The sequence below is a fragment of the Subsaxibacter sp. CAU 1640 genome (assembly GCF_023156585.1).
Taxonomy (GTDB): Bacteria; Bacteroidota; Bacteroidia; order Flavobacteriales; family Flavobacteriaceae; genus JBPOFM01.
In genome coordinates, this window is sequence record NZ_JALNMI010000001.1 from 881,832 (window position 1) to 908,314 (window position 26,483).

A 26,483-nucleotide genomic window follows, 5' to 3' on the forward strand; every position below is an offset into this window, starting at 1 on the left:
ATTGATTTATATGATTATCTATATTTTCTCGTTAGTAATAAATATCTTTAGCACGTTAAAACCATTCATGATTAGAAATATTACATTACTTCTTCTTTTGTTTTTTTCCATAACAGGATACTCACAAGATTTTTCAACACTTTGGGAAGGACATTTCTCATATTATGATATCAAAGACGTAAGTCAAAGTACTACAAAAATTTATGCAGCATCCGAAAATGCCATCTTTAGTTACGATCTCACCACTAACGAAATCCAGACCATAACAACCGTCGATGGTTTGTCTGGAGAGACCATAATAACTATACACTATAGTGAAGATTACCAATTATTGATGATAGGTTATCTTAATGGGCTTATTGAAATATATTTCGAATCTGACAATTCTATCTTATCAGTTGTCGATATTCTAGAAAAGGAAACGGTTCCACCAAATAAAAAGAAAATTAATCATTTTAATGAATCAGATGGATTCATTTATATTTCAACTGACTATGGAATCTCGGTTTATGATCTGCAGAGGTTAGAATTTGGAGATTCCTATTTTATAGGAAATGGTGGAAGTCAAATAAGCGTTAAACAAACAACCATTTTTGGAGATTTTATTTATGCAGCTTGTGGCGATAATAATGCGGTTAAAAAGGCGAATTTGTCCGACCCAAATTTGATAGATTATCAACAATGGCAGACTCTTGATAATGGGAGTTTTATATCAATTGAAAATGTGGATGATAAGCTTTACGCTATTAAATCAAATAATGTCATTTATGAAATCATTTCAGATAATTTCAATACGGTTTCCACTTATGGGCAGACGCCTGTTGATATGCGTTCATACGATGGCAATTTGATCGTAACCACACAAAGCAATGTTTTCGTATATGGTTCAAACTTTAATGTTATTTCGAGTGTTTCTACTAATGCCGAATACAATACGCAATATACTTGTGCAACCATATCAAATAATCAAATTTACATAGGGACACGAACTTTTGGGGTACTAAAAACTGAAGTATCCAATCCACAAGAGTTTATTGTGATTCGACCAAATGGCCCTTTGAGAAATGACACATTTAAAGTGAGTGCCAACAACGGAAATGTTTTTGCAACTTATGGCGATTATGATGTTTTCTTGAATGCATATCCACTGCAGACTTATGGTATCAGTAGATTGGTGGAGGAGGAATGGGTAAATATTCCTTATGACAGCGTTTTTGGAGCTACAAACTTAAATGAGATAGCTTTTAATCCTTTTAATCCTTCTCAAGTTTTTGTCAGTTCGTTCTTTGATGGAATTTTAGAGTTAAATAATGGAATACCAACTACCTTGTATGATGAAAATAACAGTGGACTGGAATCCTTGGATGTTGGGGACCCAACCTATATAGATATCAGGGTTGGAGGTTTGGTCTTCGATAGGTCAGGACTTCTGTGGTCTATGACAAGTCTTGCAAATAGACCATTAAAGTCATATAATCCCGGTACGGGTCAATGGCAAGCTTACAGTTTTGAGGATCTTATACCAAACCCTGTTCAAGACGAATCGGGTTATGGGAATGATTTAGTTATCGATAATAATGGAACTAAATGGACCACGAGTATGAGAAATGGTGTTATAGCCTATAACGAAAATAATGGAGATCAAAATATTGGTAGGTTATACACGCAAGATCAAAACATGCCTGACGTTCAAGTCCGGTCTTTAGCAATTGATAATCGTAACCAATTATGGATAGGCACGTTTAGAGGGTTGAGAGTTCTTTATAACACAAGTAATTTTCTGAACGACCCTAATCCTCGGGCAAGTGAAATAGTTATTGTTGAAGAAGGAGTTCCAAAGGAATTGCTGGCTTTACAATTTATCACAGATATAAAAGTGGATGGTTCAAACAACAAATGGATTGGTACAGATGATTCAGGTGTATTTTATTTTTCACCTGATGGACAAGAAACCATTTATCATTTTACAACGGATAATTCACCATTACCTTCAAACCAAATTAGAGATATATCCATAGATGCTCAAACTGGAAAAGTGTTTATTGCGACCAGTAAAGGTTTGGTTGCCTTCTCATCGGGAGGATCAAAACCGAATGACGAGCTTAACAATGCGTTTGTATACCCAAATCCGGTGAGACCTGAATATAATTTATTGGGTTCGTCTGATTTAAATGATATTACAAATGGTGTCAAAATAAAAGGACTGACAGAAAACGTTAATATCAAAATTACCGATATCGAAGGAAACCTTGTGGCAGAAGCACAGTCTCGTGTCAACCTTCGCTCTTCAAGGGCCGGTTATAACTTTGCAATTGATGGAGGTACAGCTATTTGGAATGGTAGAAATCTTGGGAATAATATAGTTGCTTCAGGCGTGTATCTTATACTAATCAACGATTTGGATTCATTCGAAACGAAAATCTTGAAGCTACTTATCATTAGATAAAAAATGCAAACGATGCGCTTATGTTAAGCAAGACCAACGCCATTGTACTTTCAAAATTAAAATACAGAGACAATGATCTAATTGTCAAATGCTACACAAGTAATAGAGGTGTGGTCAGCTATTTGTTACGTGGTGTCCTAAAAAGTTCAAAGGGTATCGCCAAAACAGCTTATTTCCAACCATTGTCTCAATTACAAATAGAAGAGAATTACAAACCAAACCAATCACTTCAGTTTATAAAAGAAGTCAAACTAGATAAGGTTTATCATAGTTTGAACTCTAACGTTCTCAAAAGTTCCATTGTGATGTTTTTGTCAGAAGTGCTTTCCTCTGTGTTAAAGGAAGAGGAGAAAAACACCCAGTTGTATGAGTATCTAGGAGCTTCTTTCGATTGGTTAGACCATGACGAGAACTTTGCAAATTTTCATTTGCTGTTCTTGCTAAATCTTACCAAACACCTTGGTTTTTATCCAGACACCACTTCCGTTACAAACCCATACTTCAATCTAAATACTGGCGCATTTGAATTGCATCCTGTAAATATGTATTCAATATCAGGTGAAAATTTAACAACGCTCAAACAGTTGTTAGGCATAAATTTTGATGCATTGAATTCGGTTAAATTGAATTCAAAACAGAGACAATCGTTCTTAACTATGCTTTTGTTTTATTTTGAATTGCACCTTGGAGATTTTAAGAAACCAAAATCTCTTGCAGTGCTTAACCAAGTATTTAATTAAAAACCAACAAGTATTTCCATGAAACATTACGCTCTATTGGGCATATGCCTGATATTTTCATTTCATCTTTATGCTCAAAAAGTAAAGGTGGTCGATAAAGATTCCAATTTACCCATTCCAGGAGTAGCCATCTTCAACGATAAAAAAGACAAATCTGTAATCAGTGATATCGATGGTTATGCCAATATAGATGTGTTTTCTGATGATGAAAACATCAATTTTCAACATATTTTTCACGAAGCCACAATGTTGACAAAGCAGGAGATCAAAAACAATAGATTGATAGTAAAGCTGGTTTCAAAAACTGAAGGTCTTAACGAAGTGGTGATTTCAGCATCAAAATTTGAACAAAGCAAACGTGATATTCCCCAAAAAATCATGAATATAGATGCGAAGGAAATTGCGATTTCAAACCCGCAAACCAGTGCAGATTTATTGGAAAGTACAGGGAATATTTACATTCAAAAAAGTCAGCTGGGTGGTGGAAGCCCGATGATTCGAGGTTTTTCTACAAATAGATTGCTCATTTCTGTAGATGGTGTTCGTATGAACAATGCGATTTTTAGAGGCGGAAATTTACAAAATGTAATTTCTATAGATCCTTTCACCATTCAAAATACAGAGGTGACATTGGGTGCTGGTTCGGTGGTGTATGGTAGCGACGCCATAGGTGGTGTCATGAGTTTTTATACTCAAAAACCTCAACTCTCATATTCAGATTCTTTATACTTTAAAGCAAATGCTTTGGCGCGTTATTCAACGGCAAACAAAGAGAAAACGGGACATATCGATTTGAATTTCGGATTGAAAAAATGGGCTTTTTTGACAAGTGTCAGCTATACCGATTTTGACGATTTAAGAATGGGAAGCCATGGTCCTGATGATTATCTACGTCCGGAATATGTGCAAACCATCAATGGCGAAGATACTGTGGTTGCCAATGATGATCCCTTGGTGCAAGTGCCTACAGGATATGACCAGATCAATTTGATGCAGAAAGCACGTTACGAAGCTTCTGATAATTTGATTTTTGATTTAGGATTGCATTACACTACCACTTCAGATTATTCTAGATATGACAGATTGATCAGATATCGAGGCGACAATTTACGTTCTGCCGAATGGAATTATGGCCCTCAACGCTGGTTTATGGGAAATTTTCAAGTGACGAAATTAAGCAGCAATTCAAATTTGTATGATAAAATTCAAGCAACTGTAGCCTATCAAAACTTTCAAGAAAGCCGAATGGATCGCGATTTTGGTAGTGATATAAGAAATATTAGAGAAGAAGCGGTTGACGCCATCTCTGCCAATTTGGATTTGGAGAAATATTTGGGGCCGAAAACAGAATTGTTTTATGGATTGGAATACATCTACAATAAAATTACATCAACTGGAGATGAAGAAAACATCAGCACGAATACATCTGTTCCTACAGTTTCAAGATATCCAGATGGTTCCGATTGGCAATCCATAGCAGCTTACAGCAGTTTAAAATATAGACCAAACCCCAAATTTGTACTGCAAACAGGTGTTCGATACAATCATGTGCTCGTCAATGCTGATTTTTCTGAAAACAATCAATATCTAAATTTACCTTTTGAAACCACAAAAATCGATGCTGGTGCCTTGACAGGAACAGCAGGTATCAGCTGGACACCGAGTGAATTGATCGAATGGAAATTCAACCTGTCTTCTGCTTTTCGTGCGCCCAATATTGATGATGTTGGTAAGGTCTTTGATTCAGAGCCTGGATCTGTCGTGGTGCCAAACAATAATTTGAGACCTGAATATGCCTACGGTGGAGAGTTGGGACTAAAACTCAATTTTGACAATGTGTTTATTGTTGATATGGCGACTTACTATACGTATTTGGACAACGCTTTGGTACGAAGAGATTTTAGTTTGAATGGCGAATCAGAAATTTTGTATGATGGTGAGTTGAGTAATGTACAAGCCATTCAAAATGCTGCCAAATCCAAAATTCATGGTTTTGAAGCTGGAATCCAATTTAATTTCAACAAACAGTTAAAGCTTACTTCCCAATATAATATAGTTGCAGGTACAGAAGAAGATGACAATGGCGACATTACGCCTTTGCGTCATGCAGCTCCTAATTTTGGAAACACACATTTTGTTTGGCAAAACTCAAAATTTAAGGTAGATGCCTACGCTGAATACAACAATGAGCTGTCGTTCTATCAATTGGCGCCTTCTGAAACAGAAAAGGATTACATTTATGCGTTAGATGGTAACGGCAATCCTTATTCGCCTTCTTGGTATACACTTAACTTAAGAACGCAGTACAAAGTCTCATCGGCTGCAACTGTGGCGGCAAGTTTAGAAAATATTACCGACCAACGCTATCGACCGTATTCTTCGGGAATTTCTGCTCCTGGCCGCAATTTAATTTTATCGTTAAAATATACTTTATAGACATAAAAAAGCCTCAACAATTTGTTGAGGCTTTTTGCTTAAAGCTGTTAGATTATTTTCGTTTAACAGCTCGCTTCGTAATGGTCTGCCCATTGGAGAGCTTCACTTTGGCTATGTAAGCGGCTTGGCTTAAATTGGAAAGATCAAACGTCTCTGAAGAACTTTTGCCTTTCAAATTGTAAAGCGTTCTTCCAAGAATATCAAATATTTCAATAGATTCAATGTTCAAGTTGGCATTTACAGAAAATCGAATGTTTCCATTTGAAAGTTCAACGATGTTCAAATCATTCGGAGAAATTTCATTTTCAATAACTGACAATGCGGAATCTCTAAATACGATTTCAAAACGATCGTTGAATTCGCCTTTTTCAGAGCTGAATACATAGTCGCCGTTAGATAGATTAAAGATAGTGTTCAGCAAGTTGTCCTTTAATAAAATGGCATTGCTACTGAAGAAATCTCCCTGTAAATCCGCAATTGAAATTTTATAAGTTGTTGGCTGTACAATTGATGTATAAAAACCTAGCGGAATGACTTCATCTAAATCTAAACTGTTAATGTCCTTTCCTTGAATGGCATATTTTTTACCTGCAAGATTGTCAATTAAGGAGTACAAAGCAGATTTAACTCCAGAAGACAGGTTTCTAGCGGTATCATACGCCATACTGTCTTCCGCGTCGGTAGCACCTTGTGCATATCCAATTAAAATTTGACTGAAAACACCATTGTCGGACGTTAAATTAATCCAAAGTTTATTTAACGGGATAATATTGGCTGTTCTGAAAAATTGATCATTACTTGTGGTATTCGCCATCCTCATAGCATTATTGAATGTCACATCACCATTAGCCAGACCTTTCACAAAGAAACTTTGTCCTGATGGTATGTAATTTCCAGGATCTGGAGCTATACCGCTTCCTCCAGCGACATTGCCTATAAATCTGTTGATGATGGCATAATCGTCACGAAAGTTAATTGCTTGATTGCCATTGTTTGTATTTGAAGGAGGAATGGTGGAATGTGACCATAAGTAGGCCGCTCCATCAATTAAACTGGTATTGTTATCATATAAATCATTAAAAGATATAGCAGATGGATAAGGATTTCCTATTAAATTCCAGTCATTATCACCATTGTCACCATTGTAGAATATTGGAGTTGTGATTGTACCTGTGTTGTATGGACCTTCAAAAGTAATTTGTCTGGTGCCAGGAAACATGCCAGAATTTAAAACTGTTGCGGCAAAGCCTTGTCCTGGAGCCATTGTCATTCCGGCAGGCGCTACTTGCCAATCATCACCATTGTCATCAATATCGTCATGACCAGGCACGGTTTCATTATTATTATTGGTTTCCATTGTTATATCAAGATAGTTTGCAGCATTATACCAAAAACGTCGATTTACGGGCGCAACGTCTATTGCATCTCCAACAGTGGCTCCAAACACAGGAGAACTCCAATAAGTATAATCGTACCAATTATTAATTACAGAGGTTGACTTGTTCACGCTGGCATTTCCTCCAGGGTTAAGAACAAATCCATTATTGAAATCAGCTCGTTGAACAAACGCACCATGAGTTTCTACCACGATTGAACCATCGATAGTAGCAAAATTTTCAACCTCAACATAAGTGCTATTGCCAATATTCAAAGAATATATTGGGTTTACAAATAATTGACAGGCTTCAAAACTTCCATTGATAGTGGTATCATAATCTCCATCGATAATCACCGTAGTTAAGTCATTTGGAGGTGTGTCAATGGCTGTTCCTTCATTCCAATTCCAATGTGCGCCATCCCATGTGGCTGTATTGAGAACAGTAGAACTCAACACAAAGTTGTCTAAACCAATGTTATCGTTAACGGCATCAATATCTGCATAAAATACTATAGCAAGTAAATTTACTGAATTCGGGACGTTGATCAATACTTCTGTCCAGGCGTCGGTGTCGGCTGCAATATCAACTATACCTTGTGGAACTCCATTATAGAATAATTGATATTCAAACGTATCACTCGCATCTATTTCAGTTGTGTAATATTGAAAGGATAGCTCCACATTGCTAAATGCAGAAACATCGTGAGTAAAGGTCAATTCGTGTGTTTGATTGGTGTGACCAGAACGTTCCAAATCTGTTATTCCCCAAAAATTTGAGCCACTTTGAGCAAAAGCAATATTGATCAAAGAGGTTGTCACGTCCCAATAACCTGCAATTGGAGCATGAACGGCTGTATAAGCCCAAGTATCGGAAGGACTTGATTCAAAATCTTGAGATGCGATTACCTCTGTTGTTGTTGCGCAATTGGAGACACTTATTCCCGATAAATCTATTGAACAAGAACTTTCGCTGGCATCATTGCTACTTATGTTTAAAGTATCTAAAAACAGACCCAAAGCGTTTGGATTAAACCTGATAGTTATATCCTGAAAACTTGTTGCTGGTATTGTAAAAGGGGTAGCGGGAGGCGTCACAAGACTAAACTGCGCTCCAGTTGCAAATGACAATGAATTGATTTGAAGTGGTAAATCTCCAAGATTCCTCAAACGTAATACTACGTCGGTATTGGTGTTCACAATTTGATTTCCAAAATCATAATCATGTCCGCAATATACTACTGTTCCAACAGGCAATTCCATTTGGAGTTCTCTGTCTGGGTAACAACTACTAAAATGATATCCCAATTCTGAAACACTGTTAATCGGAAAGGAGAGCCATTCTACATTAGGACTAAAGATGTTGGAACCATCTGAATCTCCCACCTGTACTGAACTTTTTCTTATTAAAGTTCGATCTAGGGTGCTAGCACTACCACCTGTCCATTCTGTACCTGGATCAAAACCTATTTGACCTATGACATCTATAATGGTTCCACTATGAACCAAAGCAACGGCATCATCTCCATTAAAAGTGATTGGGTTAGGAGTTAAAACGGTAGTGGCACCTGTGTAAATTGTTGCTAATGGATGTCGATAAACAATCACACCACCAGCAGGTATTGTTCCTGAAAGTGGAGCCGTCACATTTGGAGAAGAGCTCCCATTATTATAAACCTGCAGTTGATAATTTGATAAATTGATGGTTGAGCCAGTACCATTAAAAATTTCTAAATATTTATTGTTGCTAGTGCCTTCTACATATTCAGATAGAATTAAGTCAGAACAAGGAGCATTCGTTACTGTTAGAATACCATTGTTATTGGTGGCATCCCAAAAATTACCAATATTGTCGTCATAAATACCTCCATAACTAATAACACTGCCGTTTAATTGCCAACGACTTGCAAAATAGTAAGTTCCAGTGGCGGTAATGCCATTTGCACCACCGATAATATTAGCGACATATTGATCATTATTGCCAAAATCTGAATCATAAGTTGCAGGGACCCAAGTCCAACTGGCAGGAGACGTATATGGTGGAATATCTGTAGCGCTATAACCAATCCATGCCTGTAAACCGGCACCAGCCCCAGGAGCATTGGTAATTCCAGGTTCGTATGCTTGCGTGTAAACATTAAAAGTTCCACCTACAACTGCTGAACCCATTTTTGGATAATCTACATTACAAAAGTCAACTTGGTCGGCCGTAACAATAAGTTCTACAGAGTCGTTGTTCCATGTTCCGCCGGGACCTCCATATACATAATTGCAATTGTTGAGCTGAAAACGACTGGCATAATAGTAAGTGCCAGGGGCTAAAGCCGAACCGATTTCAGCCATAAATTCATCGTTATTATTCCCTGTTCCACCTTGTCCAAAATACGGAGCAGCAACCCAAGTCCATCCTGTAGGACTCCATGGTTGATGGTTAGCTCCAATAGTATTGTAACCTATCCAAGCTGCCATGCCAGTTCCAACACCAGCAGCTTCTGTGACACCTGGTTCATAAGCCTGTGCATATACATCAAAAGTTCCGCCGTCAACCATGTTTTGTGGTGAAGCTGTAGGAAATTGAACGTTGACATAATCTGGAGCATCTGTACAAAGAATACCCGACAATTGAATATCATCAATCCGAAATTGATGGGTTGCTGAAGTTTGCGTAAAACGTACTCTTAAATTAGCTGTTGAAGGAATGATTCCGGTTGGTGTAATCAATGCCCAAATATTTGCAGTCCCAGCTCCAGTCGCCCGAGAGTAGGTTAAAGATGTATAAGTCACGCCATCACTGCTCACTTCAACCGATAGTTGATTATTACTTGCGGTCGTTGATTTGAGATGTCCAAAAGACAAGCTAATAGAGCTATAGCCCAACGTATTGATGTCAGAGATTTCAAAATACCTGCCGACAGAACTTGTGAAAAAAACATTTCTTCCTCCTGAAGCACCAGAATATCCAGATGAACCTCCTGTAGAACGGACATCTGCATCACCAGTGAAAGTCAATCCCGGATTTTGAAACGTGTTGGCGGCTATAGTAGTAGTGCCAGTCGCCGTTCCCATATTTTCTGAAAAGATGGTTACCTGTCCAAACCCTGAAACCATAGCGCACAGGAGCACTATTACTAAAAAAGCGTACTTCTTAATCATAGGGAAATTTTTAAAATGCTCGCAACAAAGCAAGCATACAAAATTACATCAAAATGGCTTATGAATCAGTGCGTTGATAACAAATTATTAACATTTTCGCAATTGTAGCTATCAATAATTATGAAATCCATTTTATAAAAAAAGTCCTCAACCATTGTTTAGGACTTATGTATTGAAGATTTTACAGCTGCATTATTTTCGTTTGACAGCCCGTTTTGAGATGGTCTGTCCATTGGAAAGGGTCACCTTGGCTATGTAAGCAGATTGGCTCAAGTTAGAAAGATCGAAAGTCTCCGAATGGGCACTTCCTTTAAGCTCATAAAGTGCTCTTCCAAGTAAATCAAAAATTTGTACCGACTCGATGGTTAAGTTGTTGCTGACCGTAAATCGGACCGTTCCGTCATTCAGCTCTACAATGCTTAAGCCGTTTGGTGTAATTTCATTTTCAACAACTGATAAGGCTTCATTTTGGAACACAATTTCAAAACGGTCGTTGAACTCACCAACTTCAGATACAAAAGAATAATCTTCCTGTTTAAGATTATGAATAGTATTCAATAAGTGGTCAATTAAATAGATGTTATTGTCTAACAAAAAGTCACCTTCCAATTTGGATAGAGCGAGTTTAAAAATCGTCGCTTCAGTGATTGAATTGGAAAAACCAAGAGGAATGGATTCATCAATGCTTAAGCTATTGGGATGTTTACCTTGAATTCCAAATTTTAAATCTGTATCGTCACTATTCAGACGAGAATAGAGAATAGCATTTGCGTCAATGGATAAATTTTTCAAGGCATCATAGTACATACCATCATTTGCATCAGTAGCACCATTGACATAACCTACAAGTATTTGGTTGAAAACGCCATTGTCTGAAGTCAAATCAACCCAAAGTTTATTTGGAACTTCACCTTGTGCATTTCGGAAAAATTGATCATTGTTATCAAGAACACGCATGGAGTTATTGAACACAAAATCTGCTGTTCGAGTAGTGCCGCTTACCACTGTTGATGGAGCCGAATTAGACATTGACACGAAAAATGCCTGTCCAGAAGGAATATAACGGTTAGGCGTCACACCATCACCACCTGCAGCTTGTCCTGTTCCATTGATAATGGCATAGTCTGACTGTGCAAAGTTGAGGTTTTCATTTCCATTTGTAGATCCGTCTGGAGCTACATTTTGAGACCATAGGAAGATGGCACCATCAATGACACCACCAGGTACATTCATGTCAATAACTGTATTTGCTGCCAAGAGCGCATCAGCACTGATGGCTGATGGATATGGATTTCCGATTAGGTTCCAATTGTTATCATTCAATTCGGCATCGTTTCTATAAAGAGGGACATTATAAACTCCATTATTGAAAGGACCTTGGAAGGTATATTTGTACTGATTCCCTGGTGTACTAAAACCAGTTGAACTGTGAGTGGCCCCAAAACCAACTCCAGGAGTCATCGTCATTCCAGCAGGTGCAAACGTCCAATCATTGGCGTCGTCGTCAATATCATCTTGTCCTGGGGCTGATCCATTATCATTGTTGGTTTCCATAGTAGCATCCAGATAATTTTGAGCGTCGTACCAGAAGCGTCTATTTGGATTGGAATCACCAAGAGCAACACCAACAGTTTCGTTTGCAACAGGAGAACTCCAATAGGTATACTCATACCAAGCATTCAATGGTGCTGTTTCTTTTTCCACTTTGACAAGTGAAGGAGTTGAGAGCACGGCGCCGTTTACAAGACCTGCATCATTATTTTGTTTGAATGACCCTGAAGTACGTACAATAATTTCGCCGTTGGCAGTCAAATTATTTTCGACTTCTACGTAATCTCCATCTTCAATGAAGAGCGTATAACCACCGTTTACCAAGAGTTGGCAAGCACTAAAACTAGATTGCTGACCACCCACACTTGTATCATAATCACCATCGATGATGGCTATAGTGCTGATATTAGGAGCACCCGAAAGCCATATGGTTCCATCCCAGATAGTTGATGGTACCAACAATTGGGTTGCATCCGTTGCGGTAGAGCAAGAGCCGTCTTCAGTCACTAAACAATAAAATTGATAACCATCGTAATTATAGAAACCATCCGTCAACAACAGTTGATTCGTTGTTTCTCCGCTGACTGTAGTTAAAGGCAAGTTGGCCGAAGTAACCAATGTCCATCCGGTCGCAGTGCCATCGTTAAAGTACCATTGATATGACAAAGTTCCACCGTTTCCAGGGCTAGCAATAGCTGTAAATTCGGCTTCTGAAGCACAACCAGAAACGTCATTAGGATGTGTGGTGATTGATGGGAAGTTGCTGACAGCTCCTGTATAATTGAAAACACCTAGATTACTTGTGTTTTCTGTGGTGTTAAAAGACCAATCCCCAGGGTTTTCTGTGTTATTGGGACCAGCAGTATTTGTATTTCTTCGTGCCACATAGCCTATTCCAGAATCAGGGATGGTATAAACATCTATGATGGTACTTCCATTATACAAATGAAAAATGTCATCTCCATTAATACCAGCAAAACCTGTATTTGTATAATTAAAGTTGGGTGAGGCAGTATTTGCACTTGTACTAATCCTCCCGTAGATTACTTGACCACTTGCAATGCTTGTAATTTCAGGAGCAAAGAAATAGTCGACGTAATCATTGATGGCAAAATCAACAGCATCTCCATATCGTCTAATAAAATAATTTGCCAAATTGATAGTGGAATTTGTGCCATTGAATACTTCAATATATCCTAAACTACCACCATTTTGGTCATAAATTTCGGTCATAATGAGATCATTGATGCCACCACAAGAGCCTGCATTATCAATAATGTTGAAATCAGATGTTTGAACAGGACAACTGTTTCCGTCCACAGAAATAGGTCCAGTTACGGTGCCGGCTGGAACCTCAACAATCAATTCGGTCGCAGTTTGAGATACATAGTTTATCACAGGTGTTCCATTAAAATCAACCGTTGTCGCTCCTGTAAATCCTGTACCTGTAATTGTAACGTAAGTTCCTACAGGGCCTGAAGAGGGAGCAAAAGACGATACCGAAACCGTAGGAACACAAGTTCCACAAAAAACGTTCACATCATCAAGATAAAAACTTCCACCAGATCTTGCGCTCATAATAATTCGCAAGTAATAATCTCCGGTTAAACTTAATGGTATTGTAAAATTGCTGGCAGTAGTGGTTACATTGCCTGTATTACTTCCATTGGCATTGATTGTTGCTGCAGTGGACCAAGGTGCTCCGCCCGTTGCAGAGTATTGGAAACTGATTGTGAAATTAGCACCAGTTCCAGATGTTCGAGCGTTGAAAGTCATATAATCTGGACTACTGACCAGACCTGATGTTATAATGTCGTCATTAGTACTATTGAATCCTGTGCCGTTCCCTGTATTTCCAGCTGTAGCATTTTGATAAGTTCCTGTACCGCCTGACCAATTACCATATCCGGTGTCAAAATCATCAGATAGACATGGTCCCACATAAAATATGAATGTTACATAGATTGTATGATTCGATGATACTGAATTAAATGTATAAGAACTCAAAGGACCTTGAGAAACACCATCCACTAATACATCATCTACTACATACCCGCTGTCTGGCGTAAAAGTATATGTCTGGTCATTTCCACAGAAGACGTTTGTTACACCATTTGGAGTAATACTACCATCAATTCCGGCAGAGGCTGTAATTGCGTAAGAGTTTGTATTGTAAACCGCTGTTATATTGTGGTCAGCTGTCACATTATTAAAAGTGTATGGATTTGCGTTTCCTACATTGACACCATCAACAATCCAATTGCTGAACGTATGACATGAGTCTGGTGCGGCGGTGAACGATTGGTTAGAACCAGATGTGACACTCGTTGTTCCCGGGGTAATAGTACCTCCGGAAGCTTGGGTAACGGTTATTGTTGGGCCAGAAGGACCGCAGTTCACAATCACATCGTCTAAATAATATGACCCACCAGACCTTTGTGACATTACAATTCTTAAATAATAATTTCCAGTAAGATTTAAGTTTGTAGTGAATAATTGATGGGTTTCGGTTACTTCACCATTAAGAATATCTCTTACATTAGTCCAAGGGCCTGTATTTGATGTAGAATATTGAACACTTAAAGTTTTATTGGAAGTGTTGCTCGAACGTGCTAACCAAAATGTAATGTTGGTGGGATTAGTTACAGCTATACTTGTAATGATGTCGTCATTTGTACTATTAAAGCCTGTACCATTTCCTGTACGTCCTGCAGCGGCATTTTGATAGGTGCCAGAACCGTCACCCCAATTACCATAACTAGAATTAAAATCATCATTTAGGCATTGTCCAAAGCCAAAAAGACTAAAGCATAAAAATGCTGATAAGACAAAGGTGTATTTCTTAATCATAGGGATTTTTTTATTTCGAGCTAATCTGCTGCAAAGTTAAGGCTATCAATAAGTTTAGACAATTAAAAACAATTATTAATGAGTTATTTATTTGTAAACCTTAGTTTACTTTATCGTTAAGAATTTAAATTTTGTGCTTTCAATAATTTATTTTTGGCCTTATGAACAGCAAAGTTTATACAGTAGAAGAGGCAATTTCAAAATTGGAGGCTTATTGTAGCTACCAAGAGCGATGCCATAAAGAAGTCAATCAAAAGTTAAGGGATATGAATATGATTCCACAGGTTATTGATATGATCATTGTTCATTTATTGGATAACAATTTTTTGAATGAAGAACGCTTTGCAAAAGCCTTTACAAGAGGAAAGTTTAGAATTAAAAAATGGGGCAATTATCGTATTATTCAAGAACTTAAGAGAAGGGACATAACAAAAAATCTCATTAATTCAGCCTTGAAAGAGATAACCGAAGCCGAATATTTGCAAACGTTTAATGAATTGGCAGTCAAAAAAGCAATGACTATAACAGAAAAAAATCATCAAAAGAAGAAAAAGAAATTGGCTGATTTCCTTCTATATCGTGGTTGGGAAAGTCATTTGGTATACGAAAAAGTTAATGAACTTTTCAATTGAAAGAATATAAATTCATTTTACAGTATTTTAACCTCTATAAGAACGCCATGGATTAGGCGTAGATACTCCGTACATAAGCCGTAAATACTTAAATAAAAATGCCCTTTGCAAATCTAATTAGCAAAGGGCATTTTTATATATGAAGATAAGACTAGAGATTGAAAACAGCTCCTAGATTTACCACAAACTGGTTATGGATATAATCTGCAGGTCTTAAATCATTGGCATCATATTTCGCAATTGGGAAAGCAGCTTCAGTGAATATCCCAAATCCTTGAGAAAAGAAATAACGCGCACCAATATGGCCACCAAAGTTTTTAAAACTCAAGTTTAAACCAGGATAAAGGTCAAAATTCTCATCTACATTCAAGATACTGCCTAAATTTGCGTTAAAACGAGCTTTTACATCAATTCTATCTCCAAAATCAGCATTTATTGCATCATGAACGCTCAAAGCATACGATGATACCAAACCAACAGACATGTTTTCGCCAAGACCGTAATCATAACTCACAAAAATACCTGTTGCAGCATCTTGTAAATTAGCTCCAACCTGAAATTTGTTGTCACCTTCACCTTGAAAAGCTTGCGCATTGGCTAATGAAACAGATAACATTGTGACTAATACTAGTAATTTTTTCATGTTTGATTTATTTTAATTAAAACGGGGTAAATATATTATAACTTTTTAATACTTGCCTGATTTATTTTATGTTAAGATTGGTACGTTTGACGGCCTCTCCATTTTTCCAATCAATCCATTTTTGCCCTTTGATACGTCTCATCAAATTATCAAAATGTCGCATCACGACCAAATTGTAAATGGCCTTACTGAAGTTTCTTGGATTCTTCGCAATGGAACGTAGACTCATGGAAAAACCAGGAGTCACATATTTCATGTAGTGCCAGTAACCTTCAGGCATATACAACACTTCACCATGGTTGAGGTAAGTTTTATAGCCTTTAGCATACTTTAAGGCTGGCCATTTGTCCAAATCTGGATTTGAAAAATCGATATCCTCTCTTGTGATTAAGGAATGAGGAACTTTATAAAGATATTTATTCTGTTTTTGGTCAAAAAGGATGATTTCTTTTTTTCCTTCAAAATGAAAGTGGAAAATATTTGCTAAATCAATATCATAATGCATGAAAGTATAAGAATCCTCTCCACCAAAAAACAACATGGGCAGACCCTTCATCAGTTTCAAGCCAAAATCGGGATAACTGTAATCTTTCTGAAGTTGTGGTACTTCTTTCAATACATTCCACAAAAAGATTCTATAACGAGTAGGTTCTGTTTTGAGCAAATCGACATAATCACTCATTTTCATCTTGGCATGAGGCTCATTAAAGCCATCTTTGTAATCAACCGGACGATCATCATAAAGTGGTACAATCTTATCACCTGCGATAGACTTCATGTAATCCAAATTCCATTTGCTATAGGCAGGCCAGTCCTCAATAAAGCGCTCTATCACCACTGGTTTTTGAGGCTTATAATAATCTCGTAAAAACGCTTCTTTGCTTATGTTTTTAACTCGAGGAATGTCTTGTAGGTTCAATGCCAAGGGTTGTGAATTTTAACACGCAAAGTTAAGAAAAGGTTACGAATTTAGAATTAAAACTTTGTTAATGGACCTGTTAACTTAATAATAGCTTTACAAGTATTGACCAACTTCGTTAAATTTCCAAAACTATCGATAATTCATCGCTTAATTTCCATGAACTTTTCAAAAATCGAATAAAACTTTTCTGGTTCTTCGAGGTAAGGATTGTGAGCGCTGTCTTCAAACATTTCAAACTGTGCTTGAGGCATAAAGGTTTTGTATTGTACAGCAAATTCTGGCGTAGAGACCCCATCATATCTTCCGGCAATTATCAAGGTTTTAGCCTTGACATCTTTCAGTTTTTGTCTGTAATCTTGATTGATCATACTTCCAGAGACATCAAAGTCGCCATCAATACCGATGATAGCAACATATACATCATTTGCCCAACTGCGATGCTTGTAGGTTGGCGAATTCTGTTTGAGTTTTGTGTTATGATAATAAATGTATTTTGTTGGAAAGTTGCCATATACAGTTTTTAGAGGCTCTTGACTTGAAACATAACCTAAAGCCCGAAGTGAGTCCACTTGTTTCCATTTTTCGGGAAAATGTGTTTTGGCGTAATGATTATAGCTGTCACAATTGGCTTGCCACATCGCGCCGCTGTGAAAACCACTTATTAAAACCATCTTATCCACATGTTCTGGATATTTGATACTGTAGGCTTGCGCTGGAACAGTTCCATAAGAATGGCCAACTAGAGAAATCTTTTCAAACTTCAATAGCTTTCGAAGCTTTTCAATCAGTTCTACATCATGTTCAACTGAATATTCAGAAGGATTTTTCGCGTCATCACTTTTTCCTCGACCTAAAAAATCGAAAAACACAACGATATTCGTTTTGTAGTATTGACCAAAATTACCTTGCATATAATCATGTGAATTTCCTGGTCCGCCAGGTAAAAAGAAAATGGGCTTGCCACTGCCCAAAACTTCGACATTAATGTTGTAACCGTCTATATTGTAGAATTTTGATTCGAATTTACCGTAGATGTCTGGATCGACTTGTGCATACAACGATAGGTTGAAACATATCAAAACCAGAAATATACATTCAGAAACTGTTTTCATTGAAATGATTTGTACGTTAAATATAAATATTGAGCGTTAAGATAACTGTTAAATTTGACATGGAAGTAATCGCCTTAATTGTATCTTTCAGCATTAAATAAATTAATTAATTATAATGATTAGATTCCTGCCCATTCTTCTTATAAGTTTCATCTATTACAATGTACACGCACAAGTGGCTTCAACATATTCAATTTCGTTTGAAAAGGCCGTGCACCATGAAGCAACTATTTCAGCCACATTTTCAAACCTAAAAAGAGATACAGTAGAAATCACCATGGCGCGTTCGTCACCAGGGCGTTATGCGTTGCATGAATTTGTCAAGAATGTTTACAATGTAAAAGCAACTGATGATAAAGGTAAAGAATTGAATATTAGTCGTAAAGATCCATATTCATGGATGATTGAAGGGCACAACGGAACAGTAACTATTAGCTATACTTTGTTCGCCAATCATGGTGATGGTACCTATGCGCAAGTAGATGAAACACACGCACACCTTAACATTCCAGCTACCTTTATATATGTTCCAGAGCTGGCCGATCAACAAATTGAAGTAAATTTTATATTACCTGAAAATTCTGATTGGAAAATTGCCACACAACTAAAACTTCAGAATGATAATCGCTATCACGCTGACAATTTGCAGTATTTTATGGATAGCCCAGTTGAAATTGCAAATTTTAAAAAGCACTTTTTTAAGGTCAAAGGTCAAACCATCAATGTTATTTTACATGACCATGCCGCTTCAGAAGAGCAGTTTGATACGTATTTTGAAAATGTCAAAAAACTTGTTTTGGAGCAAGAACAAGTTTTCGGGGAATTACCACGGTACGATTATGGAGAATATACGTTTTTGGCTTGCTATATGCCCAATGCAACGGGTGACGGGATGGAGCATCGAAATTCTACCATGATTCCAAGTACGCGTAGTTTGTCTTTTGGAGGCAATGAACAAAATATTGGAACGGTTGCCCATGAATTTTTCCATTGTTGGAATGTAGAGCGTATCCGTCCGGATGATTTGGAGCCGTTCGATTTTCAAAAGACAAATATGAGCGATGCACTTTGGTTTGCCGAAGGATTTACCAATTATTATGATGCACTTTCACAATGCAGAACAGGGATATGGACTCAAGATTATTATTTCAAGGATATGATCAGAGGCTTCAATTACGTTTGGACATCACCAGGCAGAGCTTATTTCAATCCGATTGGAATGAGTCAATTGGCACCTTTCAATGATGCTGCAAAATCAATTGATGAAACTAACTTTGAGAATATCTTTATTTCCTACTACAGTTATGGGGAAATGCTTGGTTTGGCTTTGGATTTGTCATTAAGAGAAAAAGATTTAAATCTTGATGATTTTATGAAATTGATGTGGACTGATTTTGGAAAGGTTCAAAAGTTTTATTCAGTTGACGATTTGCATCAAACCCTGAAAGTCTATGCTGGTAAGAAGTTTGCTGACGATTTTTTCACTAGCTACATTTATAAGAGTGGAATGCCTGATTTTGAGCGTTTGTTCAATCAAATGGGAGTTGTTTTAAAAACAAATGAAGACATCGCATTTGGAGCAACTGTCAGATTTCAAAAAATTATGAGAAATCCAAAGATTGGTTCTTCCGCTTATGAAGCTGGTTTGCAAAACGGAGATAAGCTCATAAGAGTCGGTCTTAATTTTATAGATGACAATACAGATATAGCTTCAATTTTGAAGAATTATAGTATTGGAGAAAAAATTCCAGTCGTTTATGAGAGATTTGGAATTCGTAAGGAAACACAGCTTATGATAAAGACAGAGACATCTTATGACATTGTTCCGCTAGAGAATCATTCCAAACAGTTTGATGAAAATATGAAGAGAAAGAGGAGAGAATGGTTAGGTTCCAAGTTATAAAAATAAAAACGCCATGCTCTTAGACATGGCGTTTATTTTATTTGCTGGAATCAATTTTCAATCGGCTAAAATGATAACCTTATTGTCCTTCATTTCTAAGGTTCCAGAGTTGATTTTTACGGTCAACACTTTTTTGTCATCCTTATGAGGAATAACATCGGCGTGCAATTCATCAAAAACCAAATGACTGATTGAATGGGTCTTTATTTTAACAATACCTTCCTTTAGAAGCGAAATAATAGGAGCATGGTTATTCAACATTTCAAATTCTCCCATTACGCCAGGCACAACTACAGAATCAACTTCTGAACTGAACAAGGTAGCCTCTGGTGATACAATTTCTAAATACATATCTTTAAAGTTTACAGTCGCAGTTTACAGTTTACAGTCACTTTTGACTGCTACTGAACACTGCTGACTGAATTACGCTTCTGCCAACATTTTCTCACCAGCTTCCATGGCTTCTTCAATGGTTCCTTTCAAGTTGAAAGCAGCTTCTGGCAAGTGATCCAATTCACCATCCATGATCATGTTAAATCCTTTGATGGTTTCTTTGATATCTACCAATACACCTGGGATACCAGTAAATTGTTCGGCCACGTGGAATGGTTGAGACAAGAAACGTTGCACACGACGTGCACGTCCTACAGCCAATTTATCATCTTCAGAAAGTTCCTCCATACCAAGAATGGCGATGATGTCCTGCAACTCTTTATAACGTTGCAATAACTCCTTTACGCGTTGAGCACAGTTATAATGGTCAGCACCCAAAATTTCTTTTGTCAAGATTCGAGATGTAGAATCCAATGGATCCACGGCTGGGTAAATACCAAGCTCTGCAATTTTACGAGACAATACCGTTGTTGCATCCAAGTGGGCAAATGTCGTAGCAGGAGCAGGGTCAGTCAAGTCATCCGCAGGAACGTAAACAGCTTGCACAGAGGTGATAGATCCTTTTTTGGTTGAAGTAATACGCTCTTGCATCGCACCCATCTCTGTTGCCAAAGTCGGTTGGTAACCTACCGCAGAAGGCATACGACCTAACAATGCTGATACTTCAGAACCAGCTTGTGTAAAACGGAAGATGTTATCTACGAAGAAAAGTACGTCTTTACCTTGTCCGTCACCAGCACCATCACGGAAATATTCAGCAATGGTCAATCCTGACAATGCCACACGAGCACGAGCTCCTGGTGGCTCATTCATCTGTCCGAACACGAAGGTTGCTTTAGAATCTTTCATGACTGTTTTGTCAACTTTAGACAAATCCCATCCACCTTCTTCCATAGAGTGCATAAAGTCACCACCATATTTGATAATTCCAGACTCTAACATCTCTCTTAAAAGGTCGTTTCCTTCACGAGTTCTTTCTCCTACACCAGCAAATACTGATAGACCACCGTGACCTTTTGCAATATTGTTAATCAACTCCTGAATCAATACTGTTTTACCAACACCGGCACCACCGAATAAACCAATTTTACCACCTTTTGCATAAGGCTCGATCAAATCAATTACTTTGATACCCGTAAACAATACTTCAGTTGAAGTTGATAAATCTTCAAATTTAGGTGCCTGTCTGTGGATAGGCAAACCGTTGCCGCCTGTTTTAGGCAAGTCACCTAATCCATCAATCGCATCACCAATCACATTAAACAAACGACCATATACATCTTCGCCAATAGGCATTTGTATAGGCGCTCCAGTTGCAACCACTTCAGTTCCTCTACTCAAACCGTCAGATGAATCCATCGCAATAGTACGAACAGTATCTTCACCAATGTGTGATTGAACTTCCAATACCAAAACAGAACCATCTGCTTTTCTAATTTCTAATGAATCATAGATTTTCGGAAGCTCTGAACCAGCTTCAAACGCTACGTCGATAACAGGACCAACGATTTGTGCAACTTTACCTGTAACTTTTGACATTACTTATGTGTTTAATGTTGAATTAAATTTATCACGAAAAAACATCCTTTTTTCGCGCTGCAAAGATATATCTTTTAATTTAAAATAAAAGTCTATTTATTAGGTTTTTTGTCATAAAAAAACACCTTCTTGACGAAGGTGTTTCGTATTAATTATAAAGATGAAATCTATTGTAATGTTGGAGGATAATTTGTAGGATAATCTCCTGGATTTGCTTTATAACCAGCAGCTACAAAGTTGGATCCGTATGTGGCATCAATGGCTTTTAAAAATTCATTAGCCATGACAGCGTAGCCCCTGGCTGTTAAATGTATACCATCTAAACTTACCAGACCACCTGTAACCAAATTTGTATTTAGCACAAAGTCTCCATCGGAAATTCCGGTTGTTGAAGCTTGTTCTAAAATGCCTTTAAAATCAACTAAGGCTAAACCATTTGAAGAAGCAACGCTTGAAATAGTATTATTATAAGCATCCGTGGCTGTTTTTATTGCCATTTGTTCGCTTGGAATCAGCACCCACTTGTCTTCTAAAGGATACGTAACACCATTTGCCGAAAATTGTCCCGCGATACTTGCCGGTAAACCTTGGGACACTAAATATGCATATGTTGTTTGATTAACTTGTCCAATTATAGAACTACTTGGAAGCACAAATAAATCATCTGCAGTAGCTTGTCTAGATTGACCGTAAAAGTTTCCTAATAAGTTAGCTACAAGTGGTGCTGCGGCTGCAGGTAAACCAAATGACTGTACAAAAGCTGGAAATGTTGGACTGGCATTTAAAACACCAGCAATTTGAGCAGATATGTTGGGTAACGTCTCATCACTTATAACAACTGCGCTCGCAGATGAGCTTGAAAAAACTACCGAACGTTCTGCAGCATTATCAATTGCACCAACTGATTCTAGATAGGCATAAACTTGATTAAGTTGACCATAAACTCCGTTTAAAGTTGGGATTAACGGGCCAAAACTTGGATTAGAAGGGTCTAACGGATTGTATGGTACCGTTGTAAAATGAGGTAAGCTAGTTATGTAAGGAACGTTTGCGACAGCGCCTTTTGCTCCATTTGATGTCAAGGCATTTACTTGTGCAGTGAAAGCTTGAGCAAATACATTTGGATCTGTAATATCATTTCCACCATAAGTAGATGGGTCAAAGTTACCTGTTTGATCAACTCCAGTTCCTCCAGAGGTAGCAAATGATAAGACGTCGTTTCCGCCTATTTCTGACAAAGTGAAAAATGTTGGGTTTTGTGCAACAGCATCAGCTAAAATAGTAGTGCTAGATGATGAAGCCATCCTTGCAAAATAAGGATTGGCAGCACCTATGGGAACACCTGCTAAATTACCATATCCAGGCGCTACGATATGAAAGCTCTTTGCACCTGGTACACCCATATTGTTAAAAGGACCTGAAATAACATTGGTTACTTCAGTGGAAGGAGTCGCCGGTAAAACCACAGGACCTGTACCATTAAAATATAATCTAGGGTTGGCTATCACATTACCAGCGAAAAGAAGACCTCCAATATTGTCATTAGTTAGAGGCTGTGTAAAACTTCCACCTCCAACATATGAAAATTGTTGGTTTAAGATATTGGGGAAGGAGTTAGTTTGGCTGGCCATGAATACAGCGCCATCAGTATATCCCGCGGTAAAGGATGCTCCAACAGCAATATATTTTGAAAAATCTACAGAGCCTGCAGTTAATTCTGGTAGCGGTTCTGGATCTGGGGTGTAGTCAAACTCATCTTCATTACAAGATGTAAATCCAATCAGAACTGCTGATAGAAATATATATTTTAAAGTTTTCATTGTTATAATGATTTTATATTATTAAAGATTGTTTATCGTCAAAGAAACATAGTACATTGAACCTATGTCACCAGTACCAATCGCTGTGAAATACTCATCGCCTAACAAATTGGTTGCACCAACTTTAATTGACGATTTTAGCGATGGAACTCTAAAGTTAAGTTGTGCATCCAAAACTTGGTAAGCAGGGATCTCACCGTCTCCGAATGTGGCTTGCCAATAATAGTTATCACTCCATCTCCAAGCTGCATTGAAACCAAAATTCTTAAACAAATCTGTATTACCGAAAGTGATTTTTGCCTTGTGGTTAGGGGTGTTAAAATTGGTACGGAAATCAGGGAAATCATTTTGGTCAAAATCTTGCTTGGTGTATGTATAGCTTCCACCTAGATCAAAGTTTCCAAGAACCTTGGTTGAAAGTCCGATAGATCCACCATAAGAATTCACATCCGCTTTAGAATTTGTATAGGTTTGATAAACTTTATAGTCACCATTTGCGATTGCGGCAACTGATAATGAATTGTCTCCTACTGTACCATATAAAGGAGCAATTACAACTTCTCCAGAAATAAAGTCTTGGTATTTGTTGTAATAAACACTCATATCAATAACAACTTTTTTAACTTTTCCACGATAACCAATTTCTGCTGTGCTAATTTTTTCAGGTTTCACCAAAGCAGAATTTCCTATTCTTAAATCTGCGGGATTTTCTGAAGCAGCAAATTCGGATACTGAGGAAGCTAAATAAGAATTATTGTATGCAGCTCCACCGGACTGTGAGACAGAAGCTGGTTGACCAAGCGCTTGTCCTGCCGCACTTACGTTATAAGATCTTACATATCTATCCAAGTTGTCAGGTGAACCTCCAACTAAAATGGCGCGTCCAGCATCTAGACCGATAAACAAATCTTGAGTAGTAGGATTTCTAAAACCAGTTTGTACTGATGCTCTTATGTTGTGGTTCTCATTAACGGTTAAACCTGCTGAAACTCTTGGGGAAACAAATCCGTCAAAAAATTCGGATTTATCATAGCGTGCTGAACCAGTCAATTTTAAACGCATATCATTGCCAAGTGGCAAATCTTTTTGCAGTTGTGTATAAGCCCCATATTCAGAATAAGGGATGGTTCCATCAAAATCAGTATAAATTGTTCCGAAGGAATTTAAAACGTATTTTCTATAAGAACCACCAACTTGAATGTCCACAGCATCCCATAAGTGGCTAAAGTTGTAGTTACCATCTGCGTGATAATACTTGGAAGCATCTTGAAATTTAGAACCTGTTGCAAAATCCGGATCTGCTGTAATTCTGTCAAATGCTTGTTGAAAAGCAGGTGTGCCTGGAATCAAGCGTTCAACTCCATCATCTCCGTTAGGATCAATAACTTCTTCAGCTACATCCCTGGCATACTGATGAGCTTCGGCATCTGTGGCTCCGGCTAAAGTTCTAGCTGCATAACTCTGAATATAATCTCCAAACCAATCGGTATCAGATTTCCAAGAACGGTTAATGTTGATACCTGTAAATACCATATCGTAAGAATCACCAGCTTTATCAGATACTAAATAACCTCTCAAAAAGAAGTTGTTATTCTTGATTTCTATTTTGTTTTGAAGTTGAGTGAAATTGTCTATGTAATATCGGTTAGTTCCTTGGTAAATTGTATTCCCTTTACCTATTTTCCCAACATATTGAATTTCAAAATCATTGGCCCAAGGACGGTAGTAAAGTCCCCAGTCAGCTTTGATGCTTTCAGCGTTGTAATCTGTTAAATCTCTTTCCTCATAACCGGTTCTGCTCACCACAACGTCAGGTATTATTCCTAAACCTCCCGAAGCAGCCCTGATATTTGTGGCAACTTCATCTCCATAAATATTATAACCATCATAGCCCACACTAGCTCTTGTAGCGCCAGTCCCTGGCTTACCATCGTAGTTAGTAGCCATCCAGTCAGTTCCTTTTAGCCATCCAAAATTTACTTTTGCAGCAAATTTATCACTGAATTTATAAGCCATTCTTATCCCTGTGTCACGGTAGGTATTGTCTCCCGCAGCATCTTGCGAAGTAATTCCTTGTTTGTGATATCCACTAATACCTTGAAAATCGAAAGGACTTTTACTTCTCATGAATAAAATACCGTTGAAAGCATTTGCACCATATAATGCCGATGCGGCACCAGGTAGTAACTCAACACTCAAAACATCTGTTTCATTCATACCAACTAAATTCCCTATAGGGAAATTCAGGGCAGGGGAAGAATTGTCCATTCCATCAACCAATTGCATAAAGCGATTGTTAGCGAAAGTGGCAAACCCTCTAGTATTAACAGATTTAAAAGTCAAACTATTGGTGTTTATGTCAACACCCTTTAAATTTTCGAGCCCATCATAGAAATCGGCCGAGGCTGTATTTTTTATTTCTTTAAGACCAAAACGTTCGATTGTAACCGGAGATTCGAAAACCCGCTCTGGTGTTCTAGAGGCAGAAATAACTACCTCATCTAATGAAGTTCCTTCTACGAGTACAAAATCCAACGTTTGAGGATTAGTAGTGACCTCCTTTGTGACAGATTCAAAACCAACACTGCTGACTGTTATGGTAAATGGAGGCGGTTGATTATAGGTTAAGGCAAAATTTCCATCAAAATCCGAGATGGTACCTGTGGTTGTGCCATCAATAATAATATTGGCACCAGGTAGAGGCTGGCCACTATTGTCTTTTACCGTACCTGTAACTGTTGTTTGCGCAAACGTTATAGTGCTCAAAAACAGCATCATAATCTTTAAAAGTGTTTTCATTTTAGGGATTAGTTAAATTTAGTAGACCAATATAAATAATTATCTGATACTAAATTGAAAATTTTGCAAAAAAGTATGCGTGCATAGTAAATATTGGTAAAATTGTATATCTGAAATTGTCATATTCTGAATTTGGGTCATAAAAAAACCCTTGTAAAAGGGTTTTGCT

At 37.6% G+C, this 26,483-nt stretch carries 14 protein-coding genes; 5 read left to right on the top strand and 9 right to left on the bottom strand.

The window, feature by feature from the left end; all coding sequences use genetic code 11:
• Window positions 1–67 precede the first annotated feature (67 nt).
• Genes M0G43_RS03840 through M0G43_RS03850 form a run of 3 tightly spaced genes read left to right on the top strand, consistent with a single transcriptional unit; the run spans window position 68 to window position 5,622 of the window.
• Window positions 68–2,446, top strand: coding sequence for a two-component regulator propeller domain-containing protein (locus tag M0G43_RS03840; RefSeq protein ID WP_248023618.1), 2,379 nt, complete (start codon window positions 68–70; stop codon window positions 2,444–2,446).
• A 20-nt stretch (window positions 2,447–2,466) separates the two neighbouring features.
• Complete coding sequence (gene recO, locus M0G43_RS03845; RefSeq protein ID WP_248023619.1) at window positions 2,467–3,186, top strand: DNA repair protein RecO; 720 nt, start codon at window positions 2,467–2,469, stop codon at window positions 3,184–3,186.
• A gap of 18 nt (window positions 3,187–3,204) precedes the next feature.
• Window positions 3,205–5,622, top strand: coding sequence for a TonB-dependent receptor (locus M0G43_RS03850; protein ID WP_248023620.1), 2,418 nt, complete (start codon window positions 3,205–3,207; stop codon window positions 5,620–5,622).
• A 52-nt stretch (window positions 5,623–5,674) separates the two neighbouring features.
• Here M0G43_RS03850 and M0G43_RS03855 read toward each other — a convergent pair whose 3' ends face one another.
• Window positions 5,675–10,150 carry a lamin tail domain-containing protein gene (locus M0G43_RS03855; protein ID WP_248023622.1) on the bottom strand — a complete coding sequence of 1,492 codons (4,476 nt, stop codon included), beginning with the start codon at window positions 10,148–10,150 and terminating at the stop codon, window positions 5,675–5,677.
• Window positions 10,151–10,342: 192 nt separating this feature from the next.
• Window positions 10,343–14,551, bottom strand: coding sequence for a T9SS type A sorting domain-containing protein (locus M0G43_RS03860; RefSeq protein WP_248023623.1), 4,209 nt, complete (start codon window positions 14,549–14,551; stop codon window positions 10,343–10,345).
• A gap of 161 nt (window positions 14,552–14,712) precedes the next feature.
• Between M0G43_RS03860 and M0G43_RS03865 the strand changes: the two genes are divergently transcribed.
• Window positions 14,713–15,183: a regulatory protein RecX gene (locus M0G43_RS03865; RefSeq protein ID WP_248023624.1), complete on the top strand. Its 471-nt coding sequence runs from the start codon at window positions 14,713–14,715 to the stop codon at window positions 15,181–15,183.
• A gap of 151 nt (window positions 15,184–15,334) precedes the next feature.
• On the opposite strand, the gene M0G43_RS03870 is transcribed toward M0G43_RS03865, so the two are convergent.
• The 3 genes from M0G43_RS03870 to M0G43_RS03880 form a co-directional block, all read right to left on the bottom strand.
• Entirely contained in the window at window positions 15,335–15,826 is a 492-nt protein-coding gene (locus tag M0G43_RS03870) for a porin family protein (RefSeq protein ID WP_248023625.1), read from the bottom strand.
• Between the two features lie 61 nt (window positions 15,827–15,887).
• The gene (locus tag M0G43_RS03875) at window positions 15,888–16,751 is read right to left on the bottom strand and encodes a cupin-like domain-containing protein (protein WP_248023626.1); all 864 of its coding nucleotides are present in this window, start codon (window positions 16,749–16,751) and stop codon (window positions 15,888–15,890) included.
• 137 nt (window positions 16,752–16,888) lie between these two features.
• Complete coding sequence (locus M0G43_RS03880; protein WP_248023627.1) at window positions 16,889–17,860, bottom strand: alpha/beta fold hydrolase; 972 nt, start codon at window positions 17,858–17,860, stop codon at window positions 16,889–16,891.
• A gap of 115 nt (window positions 17,861–17,975) precedes the next feature.
• On the opposite strand from M0G43_RS03880, the gene M0G43_RS03885 reads away from it, so the two are divergent.
• Window positions 17,976–19,763, top strand: coding sequence for a M61 family metallopeptidase (locus tag M0G43_RS03885; RefSeq protein WP_248023628.1), 1,788 nt, complete (start codon window positions 17,976–17,978; stop codon window positions 19,761–19,763).
• Between the two features lie 57 nt (window positions 19,764–19,820).
• Here M0G43_RS03885 and M0G43_RS03890 read toward each other — a convergent pair whose 3' ends face one another.
• The 4 genes from M0G43_RS03890 to M0G43_RS03905 form a co-directional block, all read right to left on the bottom strand.
• A complete protein-coding gene (locus M0G43_RS03890; protein WP_248023629.1) occupies window positions 19,821–20,114 on the bottom strand; it encodes a F0F1 ATP synthase subunit epsilon in 294 nt (97 codons plus the stop codon).
• Window positions 20,115–20,186: 72 nt separating this feature from the next.
• The gene (gene atpD, locus M0G43_RS03895; RefSeq protein ID WP_248023630.1) at window positions 20,187–21,695 is read right to left on the bottom strand and encodes a F0F1 ATP synthase subunit beta; all 1,509 of its coding nucleotides are present in this window, start codon (window positions 21,693–21,695) and stop codon (window positions 20,187–20,189) included.
• Window positions 21,696–21,862: 167 nt separating this feature from the next.
• Complete coding sequence (locus M0G43_RS03900) at window positions 21,863–23,515, bottom strand: G-D-S-L family lipolytic protein (protein WP_248023632.1); 1,653 nt, start codon at window positions 23,513–23,515, stop codon at window positions 21,863–21,865.
• Between the two features lie 21 nt (window positions 23,516–23,536).
• Window positions 23,537–26,314: a TonB-dependent receptor gene (locus M0G43_RS03905; RefSeq protein ID WP_248023634.1), complete on the bottom strand. Its 2,778-nt coding sequence runs from the start codon at window positions 26,312–26,314 to the stop codon at window positions 23,537–23,539.
• Window positions 26,315–26,483 lie beyond the last annotated feature (169 nt).